The sequence below is a fragment of the Providencia sp. wls1943 genome (genome assembly GCF_009706275.1).
Lineage (GTDB): Bacteria > Pseudomonadota > Gammaproteobacteria > Enterobacterales > Enterobacteriaceae > Providencia > Providencia zhijiangensis.
On sequence record NZ_WLTU01000017.1, the window covers coordinates 297,659 to 319,151 of the forward strand.

The following is a 21,493-nucleotide window of genomic DNA, read 5'->3' on the forward strand; positions in this document are numbered from 1 at the left end:
GAAAGGCTATGGGTAAACAATTGATTTGGATTGTTCTCGCTCTGCTCGGCGCGTTTTCACTCGGTTATATTGCATTAAACCGAGGTGAACAGATCAACGCCCTGTGGATCGTGGTCGCTGCGGTCTGTATTTATTTGATCGCATATCGTTACTATGGACTGTTTATTGCAAAAAAAGTCCTGCAAGTGGACTCTACACGTATGACGCCAGCCATTCGTCACAACGATGGTCTGGATTATGTTCCAACCGACAAAAAAGTGTTATTTGGTCACCACTTTGCCGCTATTGCAGGTGCTGGTCCTTTAGTCGGTCCTGTACTTGCGGCACAAATGGGCTATTTGCCCGGAATGCTCTGGCTGCTCGCAGGGGTAGTACTGGCAGGGGCGGTACAAGATTTTATGGTGCTGTTCGTTTCCACTCGCCGCGATGGTCGCTCTTTGGGTGAACTGGTTAAAGAGGAAATGGGCAATACTGCTGGGGTCATTGCGCTGATTGCTTGCTTTATGATCATGGTGATCATCCTTGCTGTGCTCGCGATGATTGTCGTGAAAGCGTTAACACACAGCCCGTGGGGAACCTATACCGTTGCCTTCACCATCCCGCTGGCTATTTTTATGGGAATTTATACTCGCTATATTCGCCCGGGTCGCATTGGTGAAGTTTCAGTTATTGGTTTAATTTTCTTAGTTTTTGCGATCATTTCTGGTGGTTGGGTCGCAGAGAGTGAAACTTGGGCTCCTTACTTTGACTACACCGGCGTCCAGCTAACATGGATGTTGGTTGGGTATGGTTTTGTGGCTGCCGTTTTACCAGTTTGGCTGCTATTAGCCCCCCGTGATTACCTTTCTACTTTCCTGAAAATTGGAACAATCATCGGTCTGGCGATCGGTATTTTGATTTTAAATCCAAACCTGCAAATGCCATCGTTAACTAAGTATATTGATGGAACAGGCCCTGTCTGGGCGGGGGACTTATTCCCATTCTTATTTATTACTATCGCTTGTGGCGCTGTTTCCGGTTTCCACGCCTTAATCTCTTCTGGTACCACGCCGAAAATGCTCGCCAACGAAAACCAAGCTTGTTTTATTGGTTATGGCGGGATGTTGATGGAGTCATTCGTAGCTATCATGGCGTTAGTCGCAGCTTGTGTAATTGACCCAGGCGTTTATTTCGCGATGAACAGCCCAATGGCGATGTTAGCACCAGCTGGCACGACGGATGTTGTGGCTTCTGCAGCACAAGTTGTCAGCGGCTGGGGCTTCCAGATTACCCCTGAACAATTGACGCAAATTGCCAACGAGGTTGGGGAAACCAGCATTATTTCCCGTGCCGGGGGTGCTCCAACACTGGCAGTCGGTATGGCATATATTCTTCATGGCGCGCTAGGCGGGTTGATGAATGTTGCCTTTTGGTACCACTTTGCCATCCTGTTTGAAGCGCTGTTTATCCTGACTGCGGTGGATGCCGGAACCCGTGCGGCACGCTTTATGCTACAAGATTTGCTGGGTGTGGTTTCACCATCATTGAAAAGAACGGATTCTCTGCCCGCTAACCTGATAGCCACTGCATTGTGTGTGCTGGCTTGGGGTTATTTCTTACATCAAGGCGTCGTTGACCCACTCGGTGGTATTAACACCTTATGGCCACTGTTTGGTATCGCCAACCAAATGCTAGCAGGTATGGCGTTGATGCTGTGTGCGGTCGTTCTGTTCAAGATGAAGCGCCAAGCTTACGCATGGGTCGCGCTATTACCAACTTCGTGGTTATTGGTGTGTACGATGACCGCTGGCTGGGAAAAGACCTTCAGTGAAGATGCCCGCGTTGGTTTCTTAGCCGTCGCGAATAAGTTCCAAGCGATGTTAGATAGCGGCAACTTGCCACCGCAATATACGGAATCGCAGTTAACTCAGTTGGTTTTCAATAACCGTTTAGATGCTGGCTTAACGATTTTCTTTATGATTGTGGTTGTGGTTCTCGCCCTATTCTCTATCCGTACCGCGTTAAAAGCATTGAAATCTAAGGAGCCAACTGCCAACGAAGTTCCTTACGAACCAATGCCAGCCAACTACGAAGAGATTGTGGCAAATACCCGCCATCATTAATACACCGGAGATTGAGAGCTGAGAATTGAGAATTGAGAATTGAGAATCTATTAACCTTTTTACTTCAGTTTTGTATTTTAGATTTTTGATTTAGATGTTTTTCAAAACTCACTCTCTTTCTCCAAAATCGCTCGCTACGATGCAATCCTCTAAATAGTTTGTGTTGTAGCAAGGCGACGAGTTTGATAAACCCGAGGAGCATACATAAGTATGTGACTTGGGTTTAACTAACGAAGACAACACAGCTACAGCGCAAAATATGACGAGGATTTATGTTTGGAAACTTAGGGAAAGCGGCCCGTTACTTAGGACAAGCTGCCAAAATGATGGTCGGCGTCCCCGACTACGATAACTACGTCGCCCACATGCAACGTACTCATCCTGACCAAACGCCGATGACTTATGAGGAGTTTTTCAAAGAGCGGCAGGATGCTCGCTACGGTGGTAAGGGTAAAGGCGGGTTTAAATGTTGTTGATCATTGCTCTGTCTGAACTCCACAAATAAAAAAGCCGAATACAGTACGAAACTGCATTCGGCTCTTCTTGATCTCACTTCGCCACTCACTATAATGGCTGGCTTGATCTGTCGGCGATTATTTCACGCGTGAAACGTATTCGCCTGAACGAGTGTCAACTTTGATCACTTCGCCAATCTGAACGAACAGAGGAACTTTAACCACTGCACCAGTGCTTAAAGTTGCTGGTTTACCACCAGTACCTGCTGTATCGCCTTTCAGACCTGGATCTGTTTCAACAACTTCTAACTCAACAAAGTTCGGCGGAGTAACCGCGATTGGACGACCGTTCCACAGCGTTAAAATACAATCTGCTTGGTCGATCAGCCATTTTTCGTTGTCACCGATAGCTTTCGCATCTGCTGCCAGTTGTTCGAAAGTTTCGTTGTTCATGAAGTGCCAGAACTCACCGTCGTTATACAGGTAAGTTAAGTTCATATCCATGACATCTGCGCCTTCAACAGAATCAGTAGATTTAAACGTTTTTTCCAACAGTTTGTTAGAAATCAGTTTACGCAGACGAACGCGTGCGAACGCTTGACCTTTACCCGGTTTAACGAATTCACTTTCAAGAATTGCACACGGCTCACCATCTAACATGATTTTAAGACCTGAGCGGAATTCATTGGTACTATAAGTAGCCATGGAGATCCTCTATTTATAAACTAAAAATGGCATAGCCAAAAAATGGTCGATATTATAACTCAAAATACCTCATCCAGAGAAGTCTGGATACAACAACTTGCTGAAGCAGTCACTAATCCGGATGAATTGCTGCAATTACTAAACTTAGAAGACCATCAACCATCGCGAGAAGGTCATGAAGCACGTAAGTTATTCCCCTTACGCGTTCCGCGTCCTTTTATTTCGCGAATGAAAAAAGGTGATCCACTAGACCCTCTGTTATTGCAAGTATTAACCGCAAAAGCAGAGTTCGATATACATCCAGGTTTTTCTACTGATCCACTAGAAGAGCAGGATAACGCGATCCCGAGTTTACTCCACAAGTACCGTAACCGCGCATTAATGCTGGTTAAGGGGGGTTGTGCAGTGAACTGTCGATACTGCTTTCGCCGGCATTTTCCTTATGAAGATAACAAAGGAAATAAAAATAACTGGTTGATGGCTGTGGATTATATAAAAAACCACAGTGAACTCAATGAAATCATCTTCTCTGGCGGTGATCCATTAATGGCAAAAGACCACGAGCTTGACTGGTTAATTAGCCAACTTGAGGAAATTCCACACATTACGCGCTTGCGAATTCATTCTCGCTTACCGGTGGTAATCCCAAAAAGAATTACAGATACCCTTTGCCAGCGCTTAGCTCAATCCCGTTTACAAGTGATTATGGTCACCCATGTTAATCACGCGAATGAGATTGATGATGAGTTTGCACAAGCAATGCTGAAATTAAAACGTTCGGGAGTCACACTACTGAACCAAAGCGTACTACTCCGCCAAGTTAATGATAATGTCTTAGCATTAGCCAACCTGAGCAATGCGTTATTTGATGTAGGAATTTTGCCGTATTATTTACATGTGCTTGATAAAGTTCAAGGTGCAGCGCACTTCTTAGTGAGTGATCTTGAAGCTCGGCAATTAATTCGCGAGTTACTAAGCCAAGTTTCAGGATATTTAGTGCCAAAACTGGCAAGAGAGATAGGTGGAGAACCAAGCAAAACCTTGCTTGATTTAAACTTACGCCAAAGCTAGCTAAAGTGAACCAGTATAAAAAAACCCGCTTAATTAAGCGGGTCTTCTCGATATATGATTATTGGCACTTATAAACTTGACCAACCATTTTACTATCAACAGGAACAAAGCTAGACAGGACAGTTTCGCTTGGGCTTGAAGCACCAAAAATCACGTTACCCCCCATTGCTGCAGCTTTGTTGCGTAAATCATTTGCCGCGCCGCGCATAGAGCTAGATTCGTTATTAACGCCGCTCAACCAGTTGCTTTGAGTTCCAGTGACTTGACCAAGAAGTTGGCATTCGCTTCCCGGTTGATTTTCAACAAAACGAACTTGTGAGCCTGCCGCAGTCAGATCATTGGTTGATGTACAACCTGCTAAAGTTAGTAATGCAGCAGCACCAAGCAAGACTTTAATTCGCATGTTTTCCCTCATTTTTCATTGTGTTTTTGCAGCTGGTCATCGAACCTTTGTCGCTCCAATCACTCAAAATTCTGTTTTATGGCAGTAAATTAGCTTACTCGATGTACTTATAAACTTTTCAATTATTGCCAATCGCTCAGAGTTTATCACAAAACAATCAATACGCTTGTGATGTTCTTTACTTATTTAAACTATTTTTTACCTTGGATTAAATATAACCCGATGAGTCACCTTAACGCAAAAATAAGTAATAAACCTCATAAATGCAAAGCACAAAAGCATTAATTTGATTGCCTATAAAAAAACCGGCACCACTTGATAACTCATGGTGCCGGTCTTATTTTGGCTGGTAGCCACTAGTTAGCAGCTACTTGAGCAAGATGTTTGCCTATTGGCTTACATCATACCGCCCATTCCGCCCATGCCACCCATACCCGCTGCGCCTAAATCAGGAGCGTCAGATGCTGGCATATCAGTGATCATCGCTTCAGTCGTGATCATCAGACCCGCGATTGATGCTGCGAATTGCAGAGCAGAACGCGTTACTTTAGTTGGATCCAGAATACCCATTTCGATCATATCGCCATAAGTATCTGTAGCTGCGTTGTAACCGTCGTTGCCAGTTGCTGATTTCACGTTGTTAACAACAACAGAAGCTTCTTCACCTGCGTTAGTCACGATTTGACGCATTGGCGCTTCCATCGCACGCAGAGCAACACGGATACCTACGTTTTGTTCTTCGTTATCGCCTTTCAGTGCTTCCAGTTTAGCCGCAACGCGAACTAACGCAGTACCACCACCAGCAACAACACCTTCTTCTACCGCTGCGCGAGTTGCGTGCAGAGCATCGTCAACGCGAGCGCGTTTTTCTTTCATTTCAACTTCAGTTGCTGCGCCCACTTTAATTACCGCAACACCGCCAGCTAATTTCGCTACGCGCTCTTGCAGTTTTTCACGGTCGTAATCAGAAGAAGACTCTTCGATTTGTTGACGGATTTGAGTCACACGACCTGCGATTGCAGTTTCGTCACCGATACCATCGATAATGATAGTGGTGTCTTTGTTGATAACGATACGTTTAGCTTGACCTAAATCTTCTAACGTTGCTTTTTCCAGCTCCATACCGATCTCTTCAGAGATAACAGTACCGTTAGTCAGGATAGCGATATCTTGCAGCATTGCTTTACGACGGTCACCGAAACCAGGTGCTTTAACCGCAGCCACTTTCACGATACCACGCATGGTGTTCACGACTAATGTAGCCAGAGCTTCACCTTCAACATCTTCAGCGATGATCAGCAGTGGTTTGTTCGCTTTAGCAACGCCTTCTAATACTGGCAGTAATTCACGAATGTTAGACACTTTTTTGTCGACTAACAGGATGAATGGGTTTTCCAGTTCAACAACACCCGTTTCTGGTTTATTGATGAAGTAAGGAGATAAATAACCGCGGTCAAACTGCATACCTTCAACCACGTCTAATTCGTCTTCCAGACCAGTACCTTCTTCAACGGTGATAACGCCTTCTTTACCGACTTTCTCCATTGCTTCTGCAATTAATTTACCAACAGTTTCGTCGGAGTTTGCAGAAATAGTACCAACCTGTGCGATTGATTTAGTGTCTGAACATGGAACTGACAGAGTTTTCAGTTCTTCAACAGCAGCAACTACTGCTTTATCGATACCACGTTTCAGATCCATTGGGTTCATGCCAGCAGCAACGGCTTTCAGACCTTCAGTGATAATTGCTTGAGCTAAAACGGTTGCGGTTGTTGTACCATCACCCGCTGCATCGTTAGCTTTAGAAGCAACTTCTTTCACCATTTGTGCACCCATGTTTTCGAATTTATCTTCTAATTCGATTTCACGCGCAACAGAAACACCGTCTTTGGTGATAACAGGTGATCCAAAAGATTTGTCTAAAACAACGTTACGGCCTTTAGGACCTAAAGTTACTTTAACTGCATCCGCAAGAACATTGACACCACGAAGCATTTTTGTACGAGCGTCATTACCAAATCTAACGTCTTTAGCTGCCATTATCTCTTTCCTTTAAATTCTTTTCGTTTGATGAAAGTTTTAAGTGAAAATTCTTATTCAACGATTGCTAAAATGTCGCTTTCGGACATGATTAGCACTTCTTCGTTGTCGATTTTTTCAGCTTTTACGCCATAACCGTCGTTAAAAATTACGATATCGCCAACTTTCACATCCAGCGCTTTCACTTCGCCATTTTCTAGGATGCGGCCTTGGCCTACAGCGATAACTTCACCACGAGTTGATTTCCCCGCAGCACTGCCAGTCAACACGATACCACCAGCAGATTTAGATTCGATTTCTTTACGTTTAACGATAACACGGTCATGCAATGGACGAATTTTCATTAATAGTTCTCCTACAAATAAAGTCCATACGGGTAAAAGGTCGATACCAAGGTGATCTTCACCAGTACCATGTTTCAGGAGATTGGGGTGGGTTAGTCAGACTTCAAGGGGTGGGAGATAAATTTTTTTATTATTTATCTCCCTACAAACTAAAAGGAATTAAGACTTGTGCGGATTATCTTTGTCAGAATCTGAAGGTTTATCTTCAGGGACTCGATGGCTTTCACCATCAATAGTATAAGAAGGGTCATCTTGTTTACGCTGATACTCCCCCTCAAAAGTATTACCGTTTTGATAACCTCCCCCCTGAAAACCACTTCCTGGTTGGTAAAATTTAATGTGTGGGATTAAACGCATCACAAATAATTTTTGTACTGGTGGTAGTAATAAAAGTAGCCCAATAAAGTCCGTAAAGAATCCAGGAACAATAAGTAAAAATCCTGCTAACACTAACGCCACACTTTTAATCATTTCAGCGGCAGGACTTTCACCACTCATTAATTTTTGTTGTATTTGCATGACATTTTTCATCCCTTGGTTCTTCACAAGAGAAACCCCTAAACAGGATGTGAGCACCACTAAAATTAATGTCATTAATACACCAATTTCAGCCGCGACTCGGACAAAAATGACCGACTCTATATACACCAAAATACATATCAGAATTAGTGGTAACCAGCGCACAAGTACTCCTTTATATCAATAAGCTACTGCATTTTTCGGGGGGAAATGAAAACCTTTGTGAACTATCTCTAAGAGACTACTATTCATATTCGCTTTTTTCATTAGTATAGCCATAATAATTGGGTCTCTTATCGTGATTTTCAACTCATGGATTAAGATCATTAACGATACTTATCTGTGATTCAAATCACACAATATAAATTCTATTGCACTAATCAATCCATAAAATGATCTAGGTTCAAGGTATAGGGTGATAAAAGGCATATGATCACCCCATAATTCAGTAGAACATAATACTGATAAAGGAGTAATAGGTGGTAACCACCTAGAAGTTTAGTTTTAGGATATATTTTTTAAAGCGCATAAACGGACAGTAACTGTAATCTAATTAAGAAGGTTCTCATGTCAAACAATACTCGTATCGAAGAAGACCTGTTAGGTAAAAAAGAAGTTCCAGCTGATGCCTATTATGGTGTTCATACTCTGCGTGCGATTGAAAACTTTTATATCAGCGACCGCACCATTAACGATGTCCCAGAATTTATTCGCGGCATGGTAATGGTTAAAAAAGCAGCCGCTCTAGCTAACAAAGAACTGCACACTATTCCTCGTAATATTGCAGACACCATCATCAAAGCATGTGACGTTGTTTTGAACGAAGGTAAATGCATGGATCAGTTCCCAGTTGACGTATTCCAAGGTGGTGCGGGCACATCACTGAACATGAATACCAACGAAGTTCTGGCAAACATCGGTCTTGAACTGATGGGTCATAAAAAAGGTGAATATGAATTCTTAAACCCAAATGACCATCTGAACAAAAGCCAATCTACCAACGATGCATACCCTACCGGTTTCCGTATCGCGGTTTATAACTCTGTTCTGAAATTAATCGATTCTGTTACTTACCTGAAAAAAGGTTTTGAAAGCAAAGCAGAAGAGTACAAAGACATCCTGAAAATGGGTCGTACTCAATTACAAGACGCAGTACCAATGACTGTTGGTCAGGAATTCCACGCTTTCGCAACTCTTCTTAAAGAAGAAGAGAAAAACTTAAAACGTAGCATCGATTTACTGCTCGAAGTTAACTTAGGTGCAACTGCTATCGGTACTGGTTTGAATACAGCGCCAGGTTATTCAGAACTGGCAGTTAAAAAATTGGCTGAAGTGACTGGCTTACCATGTGTTCCTGCTGAAGACTTAATCGAAGCAACCTCTGACTGTGGTGCCTACATCACTGTTCACGCAGGTCTAAAACGCCTGGCGATGAAACTGTCTAAAATCTGTAATGACTTACGTTTACTTTCCTCTGGTCCTCGTGCCGGTCTGAAAGAAATTAATCTGCCTGAATTACAAGCAGGTTCTTCTATCATGCCAGCAAAAGTTAACCCAGTTATCCCTGAAGTTGTTAACCAAGCATGCTTCAAAGTTATTGGTAATGATATCTGTGTAACAATGGCTGCTGAAGCAGGTCAATTACAATTAAACGTAATGGAACCCGCAATTGGTCAAGCAATGTTCGAATCCATTTCTCTGATGAGCAATGCATGTCGTAACTTAGTAGAGAAATGCGTAAACGGCATCACAGTGAACAAAGAAATCTGTGAAGCGTTTGTATTCAACTCTATCGGTATCGTGACTTACTTGAACCCATTCATCGGTCACCATAACGGTGATATCGTGGGTAAAATCTGTGCGGAAACTGGTAAGAGCGTACGTGAAGTTGTCCTAGAACGTGGACTTCTGACCGAAGCGCAGCTGGATGATATCTTCTCTGTTGAGAACCTAAAACATCCAGAATATAAAGCAAAAAGATTTGACGACTAATTGTTTATGTTTAGCATAAATAATTCTTAAGAATAAGGGCACGACTTTCCACCGGATAGCGTGCCTTTTTTCATGAATGCACACACAAATAATTAACATAAAAGTTTCATAATTTTCATTTTTGTCGAGGAGTAAACACTATGTTAGCCGTAGAATTTGTCATTGTTCTGCTGGCCATTTTTTTAGGGGCCCGTCTTGGAGGGATAGGTATCGGTTTTGCCGGTGGCCTAGGTGTTCTGGTACTCGCTGCAGTTGGCGTGAAACCGGGAACCATTCCTTTTGACGTAATCTCTATTATCATGGCAGTTATTGCCGCCATCTCTGCAATGCAAATTGCGGGTGGTTTGGATTACTTGGTTGCTCAAACCGAAAAATTACTGCGTCGCAACCCAAAATACATCACTATCCTTGCCCCTATCGTGACCTATTTCCTAACTCTGTTCGCAGGTACAGGTAATATCTCATTAGCAACTCTGCCAGTTATCGCAGAAGTGGCGAAAGAACAAGGTGTGAAACCATGTCGTCCACTGTCTACGGCGGTTGTTGCAGCTCAAATTGGTATCACAGCATCACCAATTTCTGCGGCGGTTGTTTACATGGCATCAGTCATGGAAAACCCAGCTATGGTTGGCGCAGGTAACACCGTTAGCTATATCACGCTGTTAGGTATTTTATTACCTGCAACGTTCTTAGCTATCATCCTGATGTCTTTCATTATCTCTTGGACATTTAACTCTAAATTGTCTGATGACCCAATCTACCAAAAACGTTTAGCTGAAGGCTTAGTTGAACTGCGCGGTAGCCAAGTTAAAGAGATCAAACCGGGTGCTAAAGCGTCTGTTCTGCTGTTCTTACTCGGCGTTGTTGGTGTAGTTTGCTACGCAATTATCAACAGCCCAAGTTTAGGTATTGTGGCAACCCCACTGATGAACACCACTAACGCTATCCTGATCATCATGCTGACTGTGGCTACGTTAATCACTGTACTGTGCCGTGTAAACACTGATGCAATCCTGAACTCAAGTACCTTCAAAGCAGGTATGAGCGCATGTATCTGTATCTTAGGTGTTGCGTGGTTAGGTGATACTTTCGTACAGCACAACATTGATTGGATCAAAGAAACTGCGGGTGACTTAATCCACGAACACTCATGGATGTTAGCGGTTATCTTCTTCTTCTGTTCTGCGCTTCTGTACTCTCGCAGCAACAGCGAAAGCACTGATGCCTATGGCCCTGGCTCTGAACGTTAGCCCATTAACCGCTATCGCTTCATTCTCAGCAGTATCTGGTCTGTTCATTCTGCCTACTTACCCAACTCTGGTTGCGGCGGTACAAATGGATGACACCGGTACAACTCGCATCGGTAAATTCGTCTTTAACCACCCATTCTTTATCCCGGGGACTATCGCTGTGGCATTAGCTGTTACCTTCGGCTTCCTGTTCGGCGGTATGATCTTGTAGTCGTCAATTTACAATCAGTAAATGCAAAAAAACCGTGGCTTTCGAGTCACGGTTTTTTTATATCTGCATCTTGATACTCCCTATAGGCAACCTGAACCTGATGAATTACCTTTTAAATAAATATCTAACAAAACTCTCACTTATTTGGAGAGTCAAAAATAGATAATATTTGAAATGAATTTGTAATATAAAGAAAGAATAAGCAGTTTTAACTAAGTAGTTAAACTTATCAAAAATAGAGCGTCCATTTTCATTTAAATAAAATGAAACATTTTGACACACCCAAAATCAAATAAAATCACTAAAAATCAATTCATAACAAAATGAAAAATAAGGCATAATGAATTAAAAAAGATGATTTTATGACGCCAATAGGCTGAATCGTGATCTGCTTGATTACCAGTTGTTAATAAATGTAAAATCCAGAATTACATTCTTTTTTGTTAATCAATAATTAATTTTAAAAGAATAAATCACCAACCAATAACGATGATCTCAAAGAGCTTACTCACCTTAAACCCGCTCACCGCTAGCTTTATTATTTTGTATTACTCTCATAGAGAGTTTAAATTAATATTTTTGTCTATCACTCTATATTTGCGTTAATTGATTTTATAAACAACGTCACGTAAATTAGTTGGAAGAAAACAGAGGGAATTATTTTCTCATACAATGTTTTCTTCAATCCTTCGTATTCACCTAAATACGATTTTTATTAAGTGATGCTGTTTGGAAGGAATACATACAATGATAGAAATAAATGATAAAAAACCTTCTACTAAGAAGGGAATAACTATTTATACAAAAGCTGTTGGTTATGAAATTTACTTATTACGCAAGCGCCATTTACTCAGTGGAAAAGAATTAGCTAATTTACTGAATATTTCTCAACAACAAGTTTCTCGTTATGAACGCGGTATCTGTAATATCACGATAGATATGTTAATACAGGTTTTAAATGTACTAAAAATACCTATTCAAGATTTTTTAGACCGTGCAATCATTCGAGTTTCTATAATGAAATTTAAACTAAGCAGTATTGGCAGCAAAAATATCTCCTTGTTAAAAAATAACTTTGCAAAATAATCAAGCCACTTTGCGTTTATTATAAATACTTTAAATCACAATTAAACAATTGATTTAAAAGAAAAACACTTAAAATTAAGGTTTTTCTCCACATTGATTACACATAAATCAAATATTTAAATTCATCTAAAATAATGGTGATACTTTATCTTACCTAGATGATCTATAAATATAGTTATTTATACTTATTAAACCAAACGTGAATATTAACAACTCAGCCACATAAAAAATATTAATGTAATCCATTCAAATTAATAAATTTCAAATTTAATAATAGGGTGGGTTACATTTTCAAAAAATAAAATCAATAACACCCTAAATTATTAACTTAGGGTAAAGGTAATACTCTCTTTATAACGGAGAGAGTATCCCCTTTATATCTAAGGAATAGAGTAAAGGAAATTAACTAACTTTAAATTGAATGCTTATAACTGATGTAACCTGAATTTAGTCTAGGTAAATAGATAATATCGTACTCTATACGTATATATCTATAGTAAAACTGCGACATGGAATATGACCTTTATATCATCAATTTGATTATTTAACTTTGGACAAATAGGAATCTTAATTATGTCATTTAAAACAACGGTACTTTCTACTGCATTATTTATGGGTCTGTCTGCGGTAAGTCTAAATGCACTGGCTGCACCTTCAGCGGAAGTGACTCTGCAAGGCATTCTGACTAACACAACCTGTGACGTCACCATTAATGGCGGTAAATCGGTATTAAACGTCGGTGTTTTAAAAACATCGGTTGGCGAAGCGGACTCTGACTTCTCTGCAGTCAACGCAATGACCTCTACAACCGTTGATATGCCCGTGACTTTAGTCGGCTGTGCTAAGGGTGAAGAAGGTAACTTAATCATTCAAGGCATTACGTCTGTGGGTAACAACCAACAAGACCTCTTTGTTGCGACAGATTCACAAACTGTGGGCTTTATGATTGAAGATAAAGACAACAAGCGCATCACCAACGGTAGTGGCACAAAAGTTGACATTGGCGCAGATGAAACCGCTGCGCAATACACCTTCAAAGTCGGTATGGCAACAGCGACAGATGCACCTGCTGCTGGCTCTTACAGCGCAGCGCGCCAATCTTAGTTTCTTATATCGTTAACTAATTCGATTGAGTTAACTGTATCAACTTAGGTAAGACAGCATCACCGTCTTACCTCCCTTTTCCTAACGAGTGAGATAAGGATAGACAAATGCGACATAACCGATTTATGCAAGGGATCTGCAGTGGCTTGCTATTGCTATCTGCTTCATCGTTAGCTGGGGTGGCGATTGACACGACTCGCATTATTTTTTCTGCCAGCGATAACTCAACAGGAAAGAGTGTTGGCGTAACGAGTTCAAGTCAATCAGCGACCCCGTATTTAATCAAAGCGCAAATCTTGCAAACCCCCTATGGGGATAACGGTGAAACCCCGTTTGTGGTGACGCCGTCGTTATTCCGGTTGGAGCCAAGCTCGACCAATCAGGACGAAATGCGTGTCACAGCAGATGAGTTTGATGCACAACGTTGCCAACAGTATTCGTACTCCTTAGTCCGTTCTCCGATGACGGAGCCCGTTCAATCTGAATCACGCGTTGACACGCTTGAGTTAGCCGCCAAGGGAAATCATGCCTTGCTAGAGGCATCGCAAAACCATAAACCGCACCGGATTTATACCTCTATTCGGGCATTACAAAATGCGCTAACGACAATATGGCAACCTATTGCCCAGCATCGTGAACGCCTGATGCTCGCCTCGGCACATAACGCCCACCTCCAGCAACAAACAGCGCCAGCAGGAAACGAAGCCGTTTCTGATGAACCCACGGAAGTGATCATTACCCTCGTGCTGCCCCCGTCAGAACAAAGAAGTGAAACTGAGCAGATAGAATCGATACCAATCGACATGCCTAGCAAGCCGATAGAAGTCACGATCCCCACGACAAAAAAAACCTCGGTGAGCACCAATTTAGGCGGCGATATTCGTTCTGCATCCTCTCGCCATTACACGCTACAACTAGGGAGTGCTGCCAGCGCTGAAGGGCTTTATGAACAAGCTCGCCGACATAAATTGAGTAATTATTTGGTGTATGAAACCGTCAGAAATAACCGCCAATGGTATGTGCTCGTGTATGGCGAATACCCGTCAATCCGCTCAGCCAAACACGCCATACAAAATTTACCTTCTGCGTTTCAACGGGATAAACCGTGGGTGTGCAGCATTCAACATGTTCAATCTGAACTGAACTAATATATCGATGTTTAGGTAAGTGAATCTTGCTTACCTAACCCCTTCCCCCTCACCCATCCGCCGCAAAAACTGTTGTTGATAACGCCACAGTGTTTTGGCGTCAACACAATGATAATCCAAACCAAATTGCAGCGCGGTTTGCTGAATAATCTTAGCAAGGGCGGGATAATGCCGATGGTGCCAATTGGGAAAAACATGGTGCGTTAGGTGTAAATTCAACCCACCGAGCCAATAAGTCAACCATGTCGGTGTGGTTTGCCAATCGTAGGTGGTTGAAAATGTATGAGTATAAAATCCTTGTGCCATTCGTCCCGATTCTGGCGGCGTATAAAAGGTGGCTTTTGCCCAATGAGTACCCAAAATCAGCACCACAAAAATAAATGACGCGAACATTTGGCTAAGCAGATAAACACCCAGCAACGTGCCAATACCGATGCCATAAGGGGATAACACCCAATAGGGTAATAATAATGCCAATGCAAGATGCAGCATTTTACTTAGCAAAAATATACCAATACCTTTTACACCTTGGTGGCGCATTTTTGGCGCGACACGCGTGAAATGAAAACGGTCAAACCAATCGTAGCCCCAAATCAGCGCGGGAAACGTCATTGCCGCTATCAACGGCCAATACAAATGCTGCCAACGCATAAACGGATACCAGCGCTGGTATGGGGTTTGGCGCAATAAAAAATTCTCTTCAATATCCAGATCATAATCACGGACATTAGTATGGGAATGGTGAAAAACAATGTGCCGCACACGCCAACAATCGGGATCTAACCCTAAAGGAATAGTCACCCAAAAGTTCACAATCCGGTTAAGCGCCCCTCGCTGAAAAACAGCGTTGTGGGAAGCATCGTGCACCATATTAATCGCCAGCAATAAGGCAAAGAAAATAAACAGTGGGTAACCAATAAAAAAAGCCACACTCCCTTGAGAGCTCAGCATAACAAAATAAGCGCTAAAACAAGCAATAACCAATAACGCACTTTTCAGGAAGGCTTTTCCATTCGCAAAGCGGTGCTCCCCACATTCTTGCAAGTATCCGTTTGCGGCCCGCTGTAATTCACGATGGAAAGCAAGGTCATCTTTCTGACGAAACGCCAGCGGAGGTAATGGGCTAGGCTTGAACATCATCGCTATCCACAACAGTTGATCCAATGCCGATGAGCACACACACACTGTGTAGCCATAACAGTGTGCTAGCCACCAGCCAGAATGGCGTCAACCAACCTGCAATGATGGTCAATAACAGCGTCATACTGGCAACCGCAAACCAGCTCCATTTTCCCCAACCATAACCACTCGATAAGCCAGACAACGCAACAGTCCCCGCCGCCAGCAGCAGAAATAACCCAACTTGCTCAAGGGTCGTTCCATTAAAACCGTACCCATAGCGATACACATAGCCAATCACCAACGTGAACAGCAGCAATGTCCCACCCACTAGCCCTATTTTTCCGGTGTGATACCGAGGAGAATGGATCGGTTTATTCACTTTTTTCACACCCAAGATACGCAAAAATGGGCGATTACTGTCAATCAGTGGGTTTTCGGTAGCAGCTTCTCCGCCGATACCGTATTGATGCGGCGTTTCAGGGGATTCAGAAAACGTCCCAAATAGCTTGTCCCAAATAATGAAACTGCCGCCAAAGTTACGATTGGCGTACCCGCCCGTTTTAATATGGTGAACCCGATGATGATGCGGTGTCACCATCCACGCTTCCAACCATTTAAAACGGGGAATTAACCCACTGTGGTTAAAAAATTGAATGGTGTAATGAAGCACAGATACCGTCATAAAGACGGTGAGCGGCACGCCCATCAACGCCAATAACAGAAAGAACGGAATCGAAGTGAGTGAGGAATACCACGAATTACGTACCCCTAACGAGAGATTAAAATGCTCCCCTTGATGGTGCACCACATGCACGGCCCACAAAAGACGGTAACGATGGTGCAAACGATGCAGCCAATAAAAACCTAAATCCCAAGCGATTAACGTAAACAACCACACCAGCCACATTGGCCAGCTATCGGTAAGACCCAAAGAAAAATGCGTGACCACAAAACCGTAGCAAAATAACTCTAACCCACGGAATAACCACAGCATGATATGCCCAGAATTAAGGTTAAAAACCACATCTTGCCAACTGAATGAAACGCGCTTTTGGCGAGCAATAATCAGCGCCTCCACCATCACAATCAACACCATAAAGATAATGGGAAATGTCAGTTCATTCATCGCACTCTCCGTGACGGATTAGCCGCCAATAAGCGAAACGTCAGTAAACGAACAACCGTTATCGCTATCCACGCACAAGCCGCGCCCCCAACCACATCAATAAACAGGTGCCGCTTCAGCATTAAGACAGAAAAAATAATCATCAACGCCCACAATAGCCACAAGAGGTTTCTCAAAAATTGGTCTTTTCGACACAAAGCCCTCCATGCAATTAACGTCAACGACACGTGGAGCGAAGGCAGCATATTTTGCGACGTATCCACCTGCAATAACCCGGCAAGCACCTGCTGAGTCAACCCGCTGCCTATATTTTGAGGAAATTCGGCTGTGGTTGGATAAATCAGATATACCGTGCCAGATAGCATCGCACAGAGGATCATCTGCCACATTAGCGGCTTCACTTTTTCTGCGTGACTCAGCAGATAACCGCAAGGAATAAAAAGGAAAAAAGAGAGATAAAGCCATACCGCATTTGGCGAATAACCGATGGCATCATCAATCAGTGTGGGGGAAATGACATGCGCGGAAGAGTAAATATGCCCCGTCAAAGAGTAAATAAACCCAACACATCCCCAACCTAATAGTAAATACCCCACACGCTGCCATACTGACATCGACGTTATCATGACGCCTCCCGCGTGATCCGCCGACGTTTGATTGCCATTACGGTCACGGGCAAGGCTGTGTTGAGTTGCCAATGAAGATGCTCAGTCACTGCGCCTTGCAGTTCAAAGTAGTCAGTTAGTGCTTGCTTACATGCTAACAAAGCCGCGTCTTCACAATCCGCGGATAAGGTGAATAACTGCCCTTGTTGATGAAGTCGGTAATCTGTTTCCGTTGGTAAAGTATTACATATCACTCGGTTACAGGCGTCCGCAAACAGGGTTATTGGCTCACCTTGTTGGTTGGCTAACACCAATTGATCATCGCTACGCCCTTCGATGCGTTCAATAGCTATTTGCGCATCGCCGCAGGGGCATGGGGTCTCTCTAACGACCAAGATATCATCCAGTTGATAGCGCACAATGGGCTGAGTTTGCCGCGTAAAATCGGTGATAATCGGTAAAAAACGGCGCTCATCAATCCACTGTTTTTCAATATGCAAAAAAGCTTCATTCAGATGCAATGTGCCATGAGGGCAGGTGCAACCAAGAAAACCTTCCGTCGCTTGGTACACTTCGCCAACATCTGCAAAAACAGCTTTTAGCTGGGCTTTATCATCTGCATTTAGCACTTCCGCCACTGATATCACCCTTTTTGGGGTTAGTGAGCACGCATTTCGCTGCTGGCGTTTTGCGATTTCCACCAGCACCTGAGCAGGAGCAACAATAATGGTAGGCTGCCATTGATTAAGTACAGCGAGGTGTTCATCGAAATCCCCCAGCAAGTCGTAAAAGCGAAATGAGAGCCAGCGATTATTCACACTTTCGTATAAGTTATTGTTTGCACGTAGAAACAGTGCAACGCGTTCCCCTGCAAATAATCCATCCGGCAGCATCTTAGCCAGCATAGTTCCCGACCAGCGAGCTTGCTCACCTGGGCTGACCACAAATACGCCCCGCTTTCCTGAAGTTCCAGACGATAATCCCACACTGAATTTTCCCACTGTTGGGGAGAAATCTCGGGAAGATTCACTCTGTTTTGCGCAGGCAAGCAGCTCATCCACTTTCAGCCCTTGGGTGTTCATGCGATCAAAATGCTGCATCATCAAAGCTTTATTCATCACAGGCCACTGAGTAAGTGCTTGCTCACAATATGCCGAAAAATAGGGACTGCACCGTAAAAAACGCTGAGTAAATGCCGACAATTTTCGCTGTTGATATCCTTCTAGCGCTGCACGATCCGTAAAACGCAGTCGGCGAGCCTGCCAGTAATGCCACAGAATTTTCAGCAGTTTCACAGCTCGCCCTCATGACACAGTTGGATCGGTATCTGGCGTTTATCAATCTGATGCAATTTATTGAGCGTATCGTAATAGGCATGGCGGTCATCCATAATTAAATTCGCTACCGCCATTGGTCCGCGTAATTCTCGGTAATTCGTTGGTGACCATGCCGCATCCCCCGCCAGCAAGATCCAGCCGTCATCCGTCGCGACACACAGCCCTGTATGCCCCGCGGCATGACCCGGCAGCGGTACTGCAATTAAGGTTTTTTCAGGGTTTATTGCATAACCAAATCCTAATTCGGCTAAAGCTTCGGGCAGCTCAATATGCTCAAAACCTTCATAAAACCGCGCTCTTTCTTCGAAATCTTCGGGTATCAATCCGCGCACAAAGGCTTTACGTAATGCGGAAAATCCGGTTAAGTCACGGTTTTTTTGCCACCCTTCCCCCGAACAGATCAACGGTACAGAGGGGAAATCCCGCAACCCCGCAATATGGTCACCATGGAAATGGGAAATAATCACCCCAGTAATATCAGCGGGCGTGATGCCATCCGCCTTTAGCTGAGAAACAAGAGCATCTTTGGTATCAAAATAAACAGGCGTAACCGCACGATACAGCCGCATAATCCCCTCGCGGGTATGGTCATAAAAGTGGTCGGCATACCCCGTATCAAACAACCAGCGCTGGTCATGCCCTTCAATCAGCCACGCCCGAGCAGGGAATTTACACGCCTTTATACTGGCACCTTTGAGGGCAACACAACCGGGATGGGTGCAATATCCCACTTCAAATACCCGAATGTTCATCATGATTTGCCCTCTTGATTTTCATTAAGCCATTTGGCTGTGCGTGCAATGCCCTGCGCCATGGAATAGCGAGGGTGGTAACCGAGTTCCTGCTGAGCGCATTCATTATTTAAAATCATCGTGAAATAAGCAGCACCGAGGCTATAACGGGTTAATAACGGCTCTTTTCGCTGCATAATCGCCAATTTTTCTAAGCAGAATGCCACACCGTATAATAGCGAATAAGGGGCTGATTTAATCTGACACGCCGTTCCAGTTTGTTCAAACAGCATTCTTAATGTCGTGGCTAACGGTTGAGGATCTTGGTTGGTGATATTAAATATCGAGCCACTTTTTAACGGTTTTTCGGTTGCCAACATCATGGCATCCACCACATTTTCAACGTAGGTCAAATCGAAGGCATTTTTGCCCCCTGCCGGCAGTACCAATTTGCCATGGCGGGTGCGGACTTGTGCCATCAAACGCGGCAATAAAACCCGATCATGAGGCCCAAATAATCCTCTAGGGCGCAAAATCACAAAGGTGGTTGAAGGATAATTCGGCACTATCTTGGCAATTTCTTGCTCGGCAAGGAACTTCGTTCGCGCATAATCATTGGCAAATTGCGTGTTATTCGTTGATTCGAAAATATTGTGCTGGTGAGTAAAATTAAAATAGATAGCTGGTGTGGAGATATGCACAAACCGCTCGATGCCCTGCTCTGCCGCGGTCTGCGCCAAGGTTTTGGTTGCTTGCCAATTAATGGCTTCAAATGTTTCACGCGCACCCCATGGCGCCGACAGTGCGGCGCAGTGCCAAACTGCCTGACACCCTGCCATCAATTCGTGCGCGGTTTCAGGGGTCAGCTGTGCTAATTCAACGGGAATAAATACCGCCCCTGCATCCGTTAATTCCTGACCAATAACCAAATCACGCCCGCAAGCTACCACCTGATGCCCATCACGTAGCAAGATTTCTGTGGCATTGCGCCCAAGCCCACTGGTCGCGCCTGTCACTAAAATTTTCATGGGATCAAAACCAAGGCAGATAACGCCAAACCGGCTGCGGTTCCTACCAACATTACGTGGGATTTACCATAAAAACGGTCGGTGATAATGGCTTCATGTAGCGCGGAAGGAATTGATGCCGCCACTTGGTTGCCATGTGTGGCATAGATATCGACTAACTGCTCGGTGGTGACACCAAGACGCCTACGCATATGTTCCAAGGATAAGTGACTCGCTTGATGGGGAACCACCGTGTCTATCTGCGCTAAGGTCACTCCCGCTTGAGACAGTATTCTCTCCATAAAATCCTCAACCATGGCGGATGCCATCTTGAATAGCGGTTTGCCTTTCATGTGGAATAAGAAATCGCTCGGCTCCATACCTGAGCGTGGATTACGGCGAGTCCCCCCCGCACGAATTTCACAGAGATCTAATCCTTCAGGATAGGTTTCCAAGCGAAATGCCAAAATGCCACTATGCCCATCACCGTGCTCAACAAGTGTACAAGCTGCGCCATCACCAAAGATCAGCGAAGATTCTTCATGCTCCCAATCGATCCCACGAGAAGCAATATCCGCAGAGACAATCGCAATTCGACGATACTGATGGGTTGCGAGTAGCCCACCCGCGATTTGCAATGCCGATAAATAACTCACACAGCTCGCATTCACATCAAAGCAGGCAATACCCGAATGAAGTGCTGAACTTGCAAGAATATGAGCTGCGCTACAAGGTAGGGCTTGAACGGGAATAGCCGAGGCACAAATCAAGGCATCCACTGAAGCAGGATCAATATGGTGGCGAGTTAATGCATCGTGAATTGCTGCTGCAGCTAATTCAGCTTGGCTATCCGTATTGGATGCATGGTAGCGCCAGCGGATCCCTGAGCGCTTTTCAACGTAACCGTTCGGCTTATTTAGCTGCTTATCCAAATCCATCGACAATATTTTATGTGTGGGTAGTGCGATGCCAGAAGCAATAATTTTCAGTGGCACAAACGTGTTGGGGTTAAGCATTTTTTACCTATTCTTGTAGTTTATTGCTTTATTACCCTTTCATTTATCAAATAACTCGTCGTCATGGTATCGGAAAAAGTGCATATAAAATAAATATTGGATAAGTTAGCTTATTTTCC

At 43.7% G+C, this 21,493-nt stretch carries 19 protein-coding genes and 1 pseudogene; 8 read left to right on the forward strand and 12 right to left on the reverse strand.

Features of this window, described 5'->3' with window-relative positions; translation table 11 throughout:
* The first annotated feature begins 8 nt into the window (after positions 1–8).
* A complete protein-coding gene (cstA, locus tag GKR48_RS08885; protein ID WP_154627802.1) occupies positions 9–2,102 on the forward strand; it encodes a pyruvate/proton symporter CstA in 2,094 nt (697 codons plus the stop codon).
* 272 nt (positions 2,103–2,374) lie between these two features.
* Positions 2,375–2,578 (forward strand): YbdD/YjiX family protein, encoded by a 204-nt coding sequence (locus tag GKR48_RS08890; RefSeq protein ID WP_006658997.1) that lies wholly within the window; start codon positions 2,375–2,377, stop codon positions 2,576–2,578.
* Positions 2,579–2,695: 117 nt separating this feature from the next.
* Here the strand turns inward: GKR48_RS08890 and efp are convergent, their stop codons facing one another.
* The gene (efp, locus tag GKR48_RS08895) at positions 2,696–3,262 is read right to left on the reverse strand and encodes an elongation factor P (RefSeq protein WP_006658996.1); all 567 of its coding nucleotides are present in this window, start codon (positions 3,260–3,262) and stop codon (positions 2,696–2,698) included.
* Between the two features lie 42 nt (positions 3,263–3,304).
* On the opposite strand from efp, the gene epmB reads away from it, so the two are divergent.
* Positions 3,305–4,333, forward strand: coding sequence for an EF-P beta-lysylation protein EpmB (gene epmB, locus GKR48_RS08900; protein WP_154627803.1), 1,029 nt, complete (start codon positions 3,305–3,307; stop codon positions 4,331–4,333).
* A gap of 58 nt (positions 4,334–4,391) precedes the next feature.
* Here the strand turns inward: epmB and GKR48_RS08905 are convergent, their stop codons facing one another.
* The 4 genes from GKR48_RS08905 to GKR48_RS08920 form a co-directional block, all read right to left on the reverse strand.
* Complete coding sequence (locus GKR48_RS08905) at positions 4,392–4,736, reverse strand: DUF4156 domain-containing protein (RefSeq protein WP_036955950.1); 345 nt, start codon at positions 4,734–4,736, stop codon at positions 4,392–4,394.
* A gap of 396 nt (positions 4,737–5,132) precedes the next feature.
* Positions 5,133–6,776, reverse strand: coding sequence for a chaperonin GroEL (gene groL, locus GKR48_RS08910; protein WP_154627804.1), 1,644 nt, complete (start codon positions 6,774–6,776; stop codon positions 5,133–5,135).
* 53 nt (positions 6,777–6,829) lie between these two features.
* The gene (locus GKR48_RS08915) at positions 6,830–7,120 is read right to left on the reverse strand and encodes a co-chaperone GroES (protein WP_154627805.1); all 291 of its coding nucleotides are present in this window, start codon (positions 7,118–7,120) and stop codon (positions 6,830–6,832) included.
* 159 nt (positions 7,121–7,279) lie between these two features.
* Positions 7,280–7,804, reverse strand: a complete 525-nt coding sequence (locus tag GKR48_RS08920; protein WP_336431137.1) for an FxsA family protein — start codon at positions 7,802–7,804, stop codon at positions 7,280–7,282.
* Positions 7,805–8,206: 402 nt separating this feature from the next.
* On the opposite strand from GKR48_RS08920, the gene aspA reads away from it, so the two are divergent.
* From aspA to GKR48_RS08945, 5 genes and pseudogenes are all read left to right on the forward strand, one after another.
* Positions 8,207–9,631, forward strand: coding sequence for an aspartate ammonia-lyase (gene aspA / locus GKR48_RS08925; RefSeq protein WP_154627807.1), 1,425 nt, complete (start codon positions 8,207–8,209; stop codon positions 9,629–9,631).
* Positions 9,632–9,771: 140 nt separating this feature from the next.
* Positions 9,772–11,092 (forward strand): annotated as a pseudogene (locus tag GKR48_RS08930) (anaerobic C4-dicarboxylate transporter).
* 747 nt (positions 11,093–11,839) lie between these two features.
* Positions 11,840–12,178 carry a helix-turn-helix domain-containing protein gene (locus tag GKR48_RS08935; RefSeq protein WP_154627808.1) on the forward strand — a complete coding sequence of 113 codons (339 nt, stop codon included), beginning with the start codon at positions 11,840–11,842 and terminating at the stop codon, positions 12,176–12,178.
* 573 nt (positions 12,179–12,751) lie between these two features.
* Complete coding sequence (locus GKR48_RS08940; RefSeq protein ID WP_230088632.1) at positions 12,752–13,282, forward strand: fimbrial protein; 531 nt, start codon at positions 12,752–12,754, stop codon at positions 13,280–13,282.
* Positions 13,283–13,389: 107 nt separating this feature from the next.
* On the forward strand, positions 13,390–14,430 hold the full coding sequence (locus tag GKR48_RS08945) for a fimbria/pilus periplasmic chaperone (protein ID WP_154627810.1): 1,041 nt from the start codon (positions 13,390–13,392) through the stop codon (positions 14,428–14,430).
* 30 nt (positions 14,431–14,460) lie between these two features.
* Here the strand turns inward: GKR48_RS08945 and GKR48_RS08950 are convergent, their stop codons facing one another.
* The 7 genes from GKR48_RS08950 to GKR48_RS08980 are packed head-to-tail and all read right to left on the reverse strand — an operon-like array spanning position 14,461 to position 21,374.
* Positions 14,461–15,567 (reverse strand): fatty acid desaturase family protein, encoded by a 1,107-nt coding sequence (locus tag GKR48_RS08950; protein ID WP_154627904.1) that lies wholly within the window; start codon positions 15,565–15,567, stop codon positions 14,461–14,463.
* Positions 15,554–16,678 carry a sterol desaturase family protein gene (locus GKR48_RS08955; RefSeq protein ID WP_154627811.1) on the reverse strand — a complete coding sequence of 375 codons (1,125 nt, stop codon included), beginning with the start codon at positions 16,676–16,678 and terminating at the stop codon, positions 15,554–15,556. The genes GKR48_RS08950 and GKR48_RS08955 overlap by 14 nt, the downstream gene beginning before the upstream one ends.
* On the reverse strand, positions 16,675–17,304 hold the full coding sequence (locus GKR48_RS08960; protein WP_154627905.1) for a phosphatase PAP2 family protein: 630 nt from the start codon (positions 17,302–17,304) through the stop codon (positions 16,675–16,677). Before GKR48_RS08960 ends, GKR48_RS08955 begins: the two co-directional genes overlap by 4 nt.
* Entirely contained in the window at positions 17,301–18,578 is a 1,278-nt protein-coding gene (locus GKR48_RS08965; RefSeq protein WP_336431138.1) for a F390 synthetase-related protein, read from the reverse strand. Before GKR48_RS08965 ends, GKR48_RS08960 begins: the two co-directional genes overlap by 4 nt.
* Entirely contained in the window at positions 18,575–19,375 is an 801-nt protein-coding gene (locus tag GKR48_RS08970) for an MBL fold metallo-hydrolase (protein WP_154627812.1), read from the reverse strand. The genes GKR48_RS08965 and GKR48_RS08970 overlap by 4 nt, the downstream gene beginning before the upstream one ends.
* Entirely contained in the window at positions 19,372–20,379 is a 1,008-nt protein-coding gene (locus GKR48_RS08975; RefSeq protein WP_154627814.1) for an NAD-dependent epimerase/dehydratase family protein, read from the reverse strand. The genes GKR48_RS08970 and GKR48_RS08975 overlap by 4 nt, the downstream gene beginning before the upstream one ends.
* Complete coding sequence (locus GKR48_RS08980; RefSeq protein WP_154627815.1) at positions 20,376–21,374, reverse strand: 3-oxoacyl-[acyl-carrier-protein] synthase III C-terminal domain-containing protein; 999 nt, start codon at positions 21,372–21,374, stop codon at positions 20,376–20,378. The genes GKR48_RS08975 and GKR48_RS08980 overlap by 4 nt, the downstream gene beginning before the upstream one ends.
* Positions 21,375–21,493: the final 119 nt, after the last annotated feature.

What these genes read in the sequence shown, in the direction of transcription:
- GKR48_RS08890 (WP_006658997.1), top strand. Translation starts at nt 2,375, where the DNA reads ATGTTTGGAAACTTAGGGAAAGCGGCCCGTTACTTAGGACAAGCTGCC.
- GKR48_RS08970 (WP_154627812.1), bottom strand. Translation starts at nt 19,375, where the DNA reads ATGATGAACATTCGGGTATTTGAAGTGGGATATTGCACCCATCCCGGT.
- GKR48_RS08975 (WP_154627814.1), bottom strand. Translation starts at nt 20,379, where the DNA reads ATGAAAATTTTAGTGACAGGCGCGACCAGTGGGCTTGGGCGCAATGCC.
- GKR48_RS08905 (WP_036955950.1), bottom strand. Translation starts at nt 4,736, where the DNA reads ATGCGAATTAAAGTCTTGCTTGGTGCTGCTGCATTACTAACTTTAGCA.
- epmB (WP_154627803.1), top strand. Translation starts at nt 3,305, where the DNA reads ATGGTCGATATTATAACTCAAAATACCTCATCCAGAGAAGTCTGGATA.
- groL (WP_154627804.1), bottom strand. Translation starts at nt 6,776, where the DNA reads ATGGCAGCTAAAGACGTTAGATTTGGTAATGACGCTCGTACAAAAATG.
- cstA (WP_154627802.1), top strand. Translation starts at nt 9, where the DNA reads ATGGGTAAACAATTGATTTGGATTGTTCTCGCTCTGCTCGGCGCGTTT.
- GKR48_RS08945 (WP_154627810.1), top strand. Translation starts at nt 13,390, where the DNA reads ATGCGACATAACCGATTTATGCAAGGGATCTGCAGTGGCTTGCTATTG.
- GKR48_RS08935 (WP_154627808.1), top strand. Translation starts at nt 11,840, where the DNA reads ATGATAGAAATAAATGATAAAAAACCTTCTACTAAGAAGGGAATAACT.
- aspA (WP_154627807.1), top strand. Translation starts at nt 8,207, where the DNA reads ATGTCAAACAATACTCGTATCGAAGAAGACCTGTTAGGTAAAAAAGAA.
- GKR48_RS08980 (WP_154627815.1), bottom strand. Translation starts at nt 21,374, where the DNA reads ATGCTTAACCCCAACACGTTTGTGCCACTGAAAATTATTGCTTCTGGC.
- GKR48_RS08955 (WP_154627811.1), bottom strand. Translation starts at nt 16,678, where the DNA reads ATGAATGAACTGACATTTCCCATTATCTTTATGGTGTTGATTGTGATG.
- efp (WP_006658996.1), bottom strand. Translation starts at nt 3,262, where the DNA reads ATGGCTACTTATAGTACCAATGAATTCCGCTCAGGTCTTAAAATCATG.
- GKR48_RS08950 (WP_154627904.1), bottom strand. Translation starts at nt 15,567, where the DNA reads ATGTTCAAGCCTAGCCCATTACCTCCGCTGGCGTTTCGTCAGAAAGAT.
- GKR48_RS08940 (WP_230088632.1), top strand. Translation starts at nt 12,752, where the DNA reads ATGTCATTTAAAACAACGGTACTTTCTACTGCATTATTTATGGGTCTG.
- GKR48_RS08960 (WP_154627905.1), bottom strand. Translation starts at nt 17,304, where the DNA reads ATGATAACGTCGATGTCAGTATGGCAGCGTGTGGGGTATTTACTATTA.
- GKR48_RS08915 (WP_154627805.1), bottom strand. Translation starts at nt 7,120, where the DNA reads ATGAAAATTCGTCCATTGCATGACCGTGTTATCGTTAAACGTAAAGAA.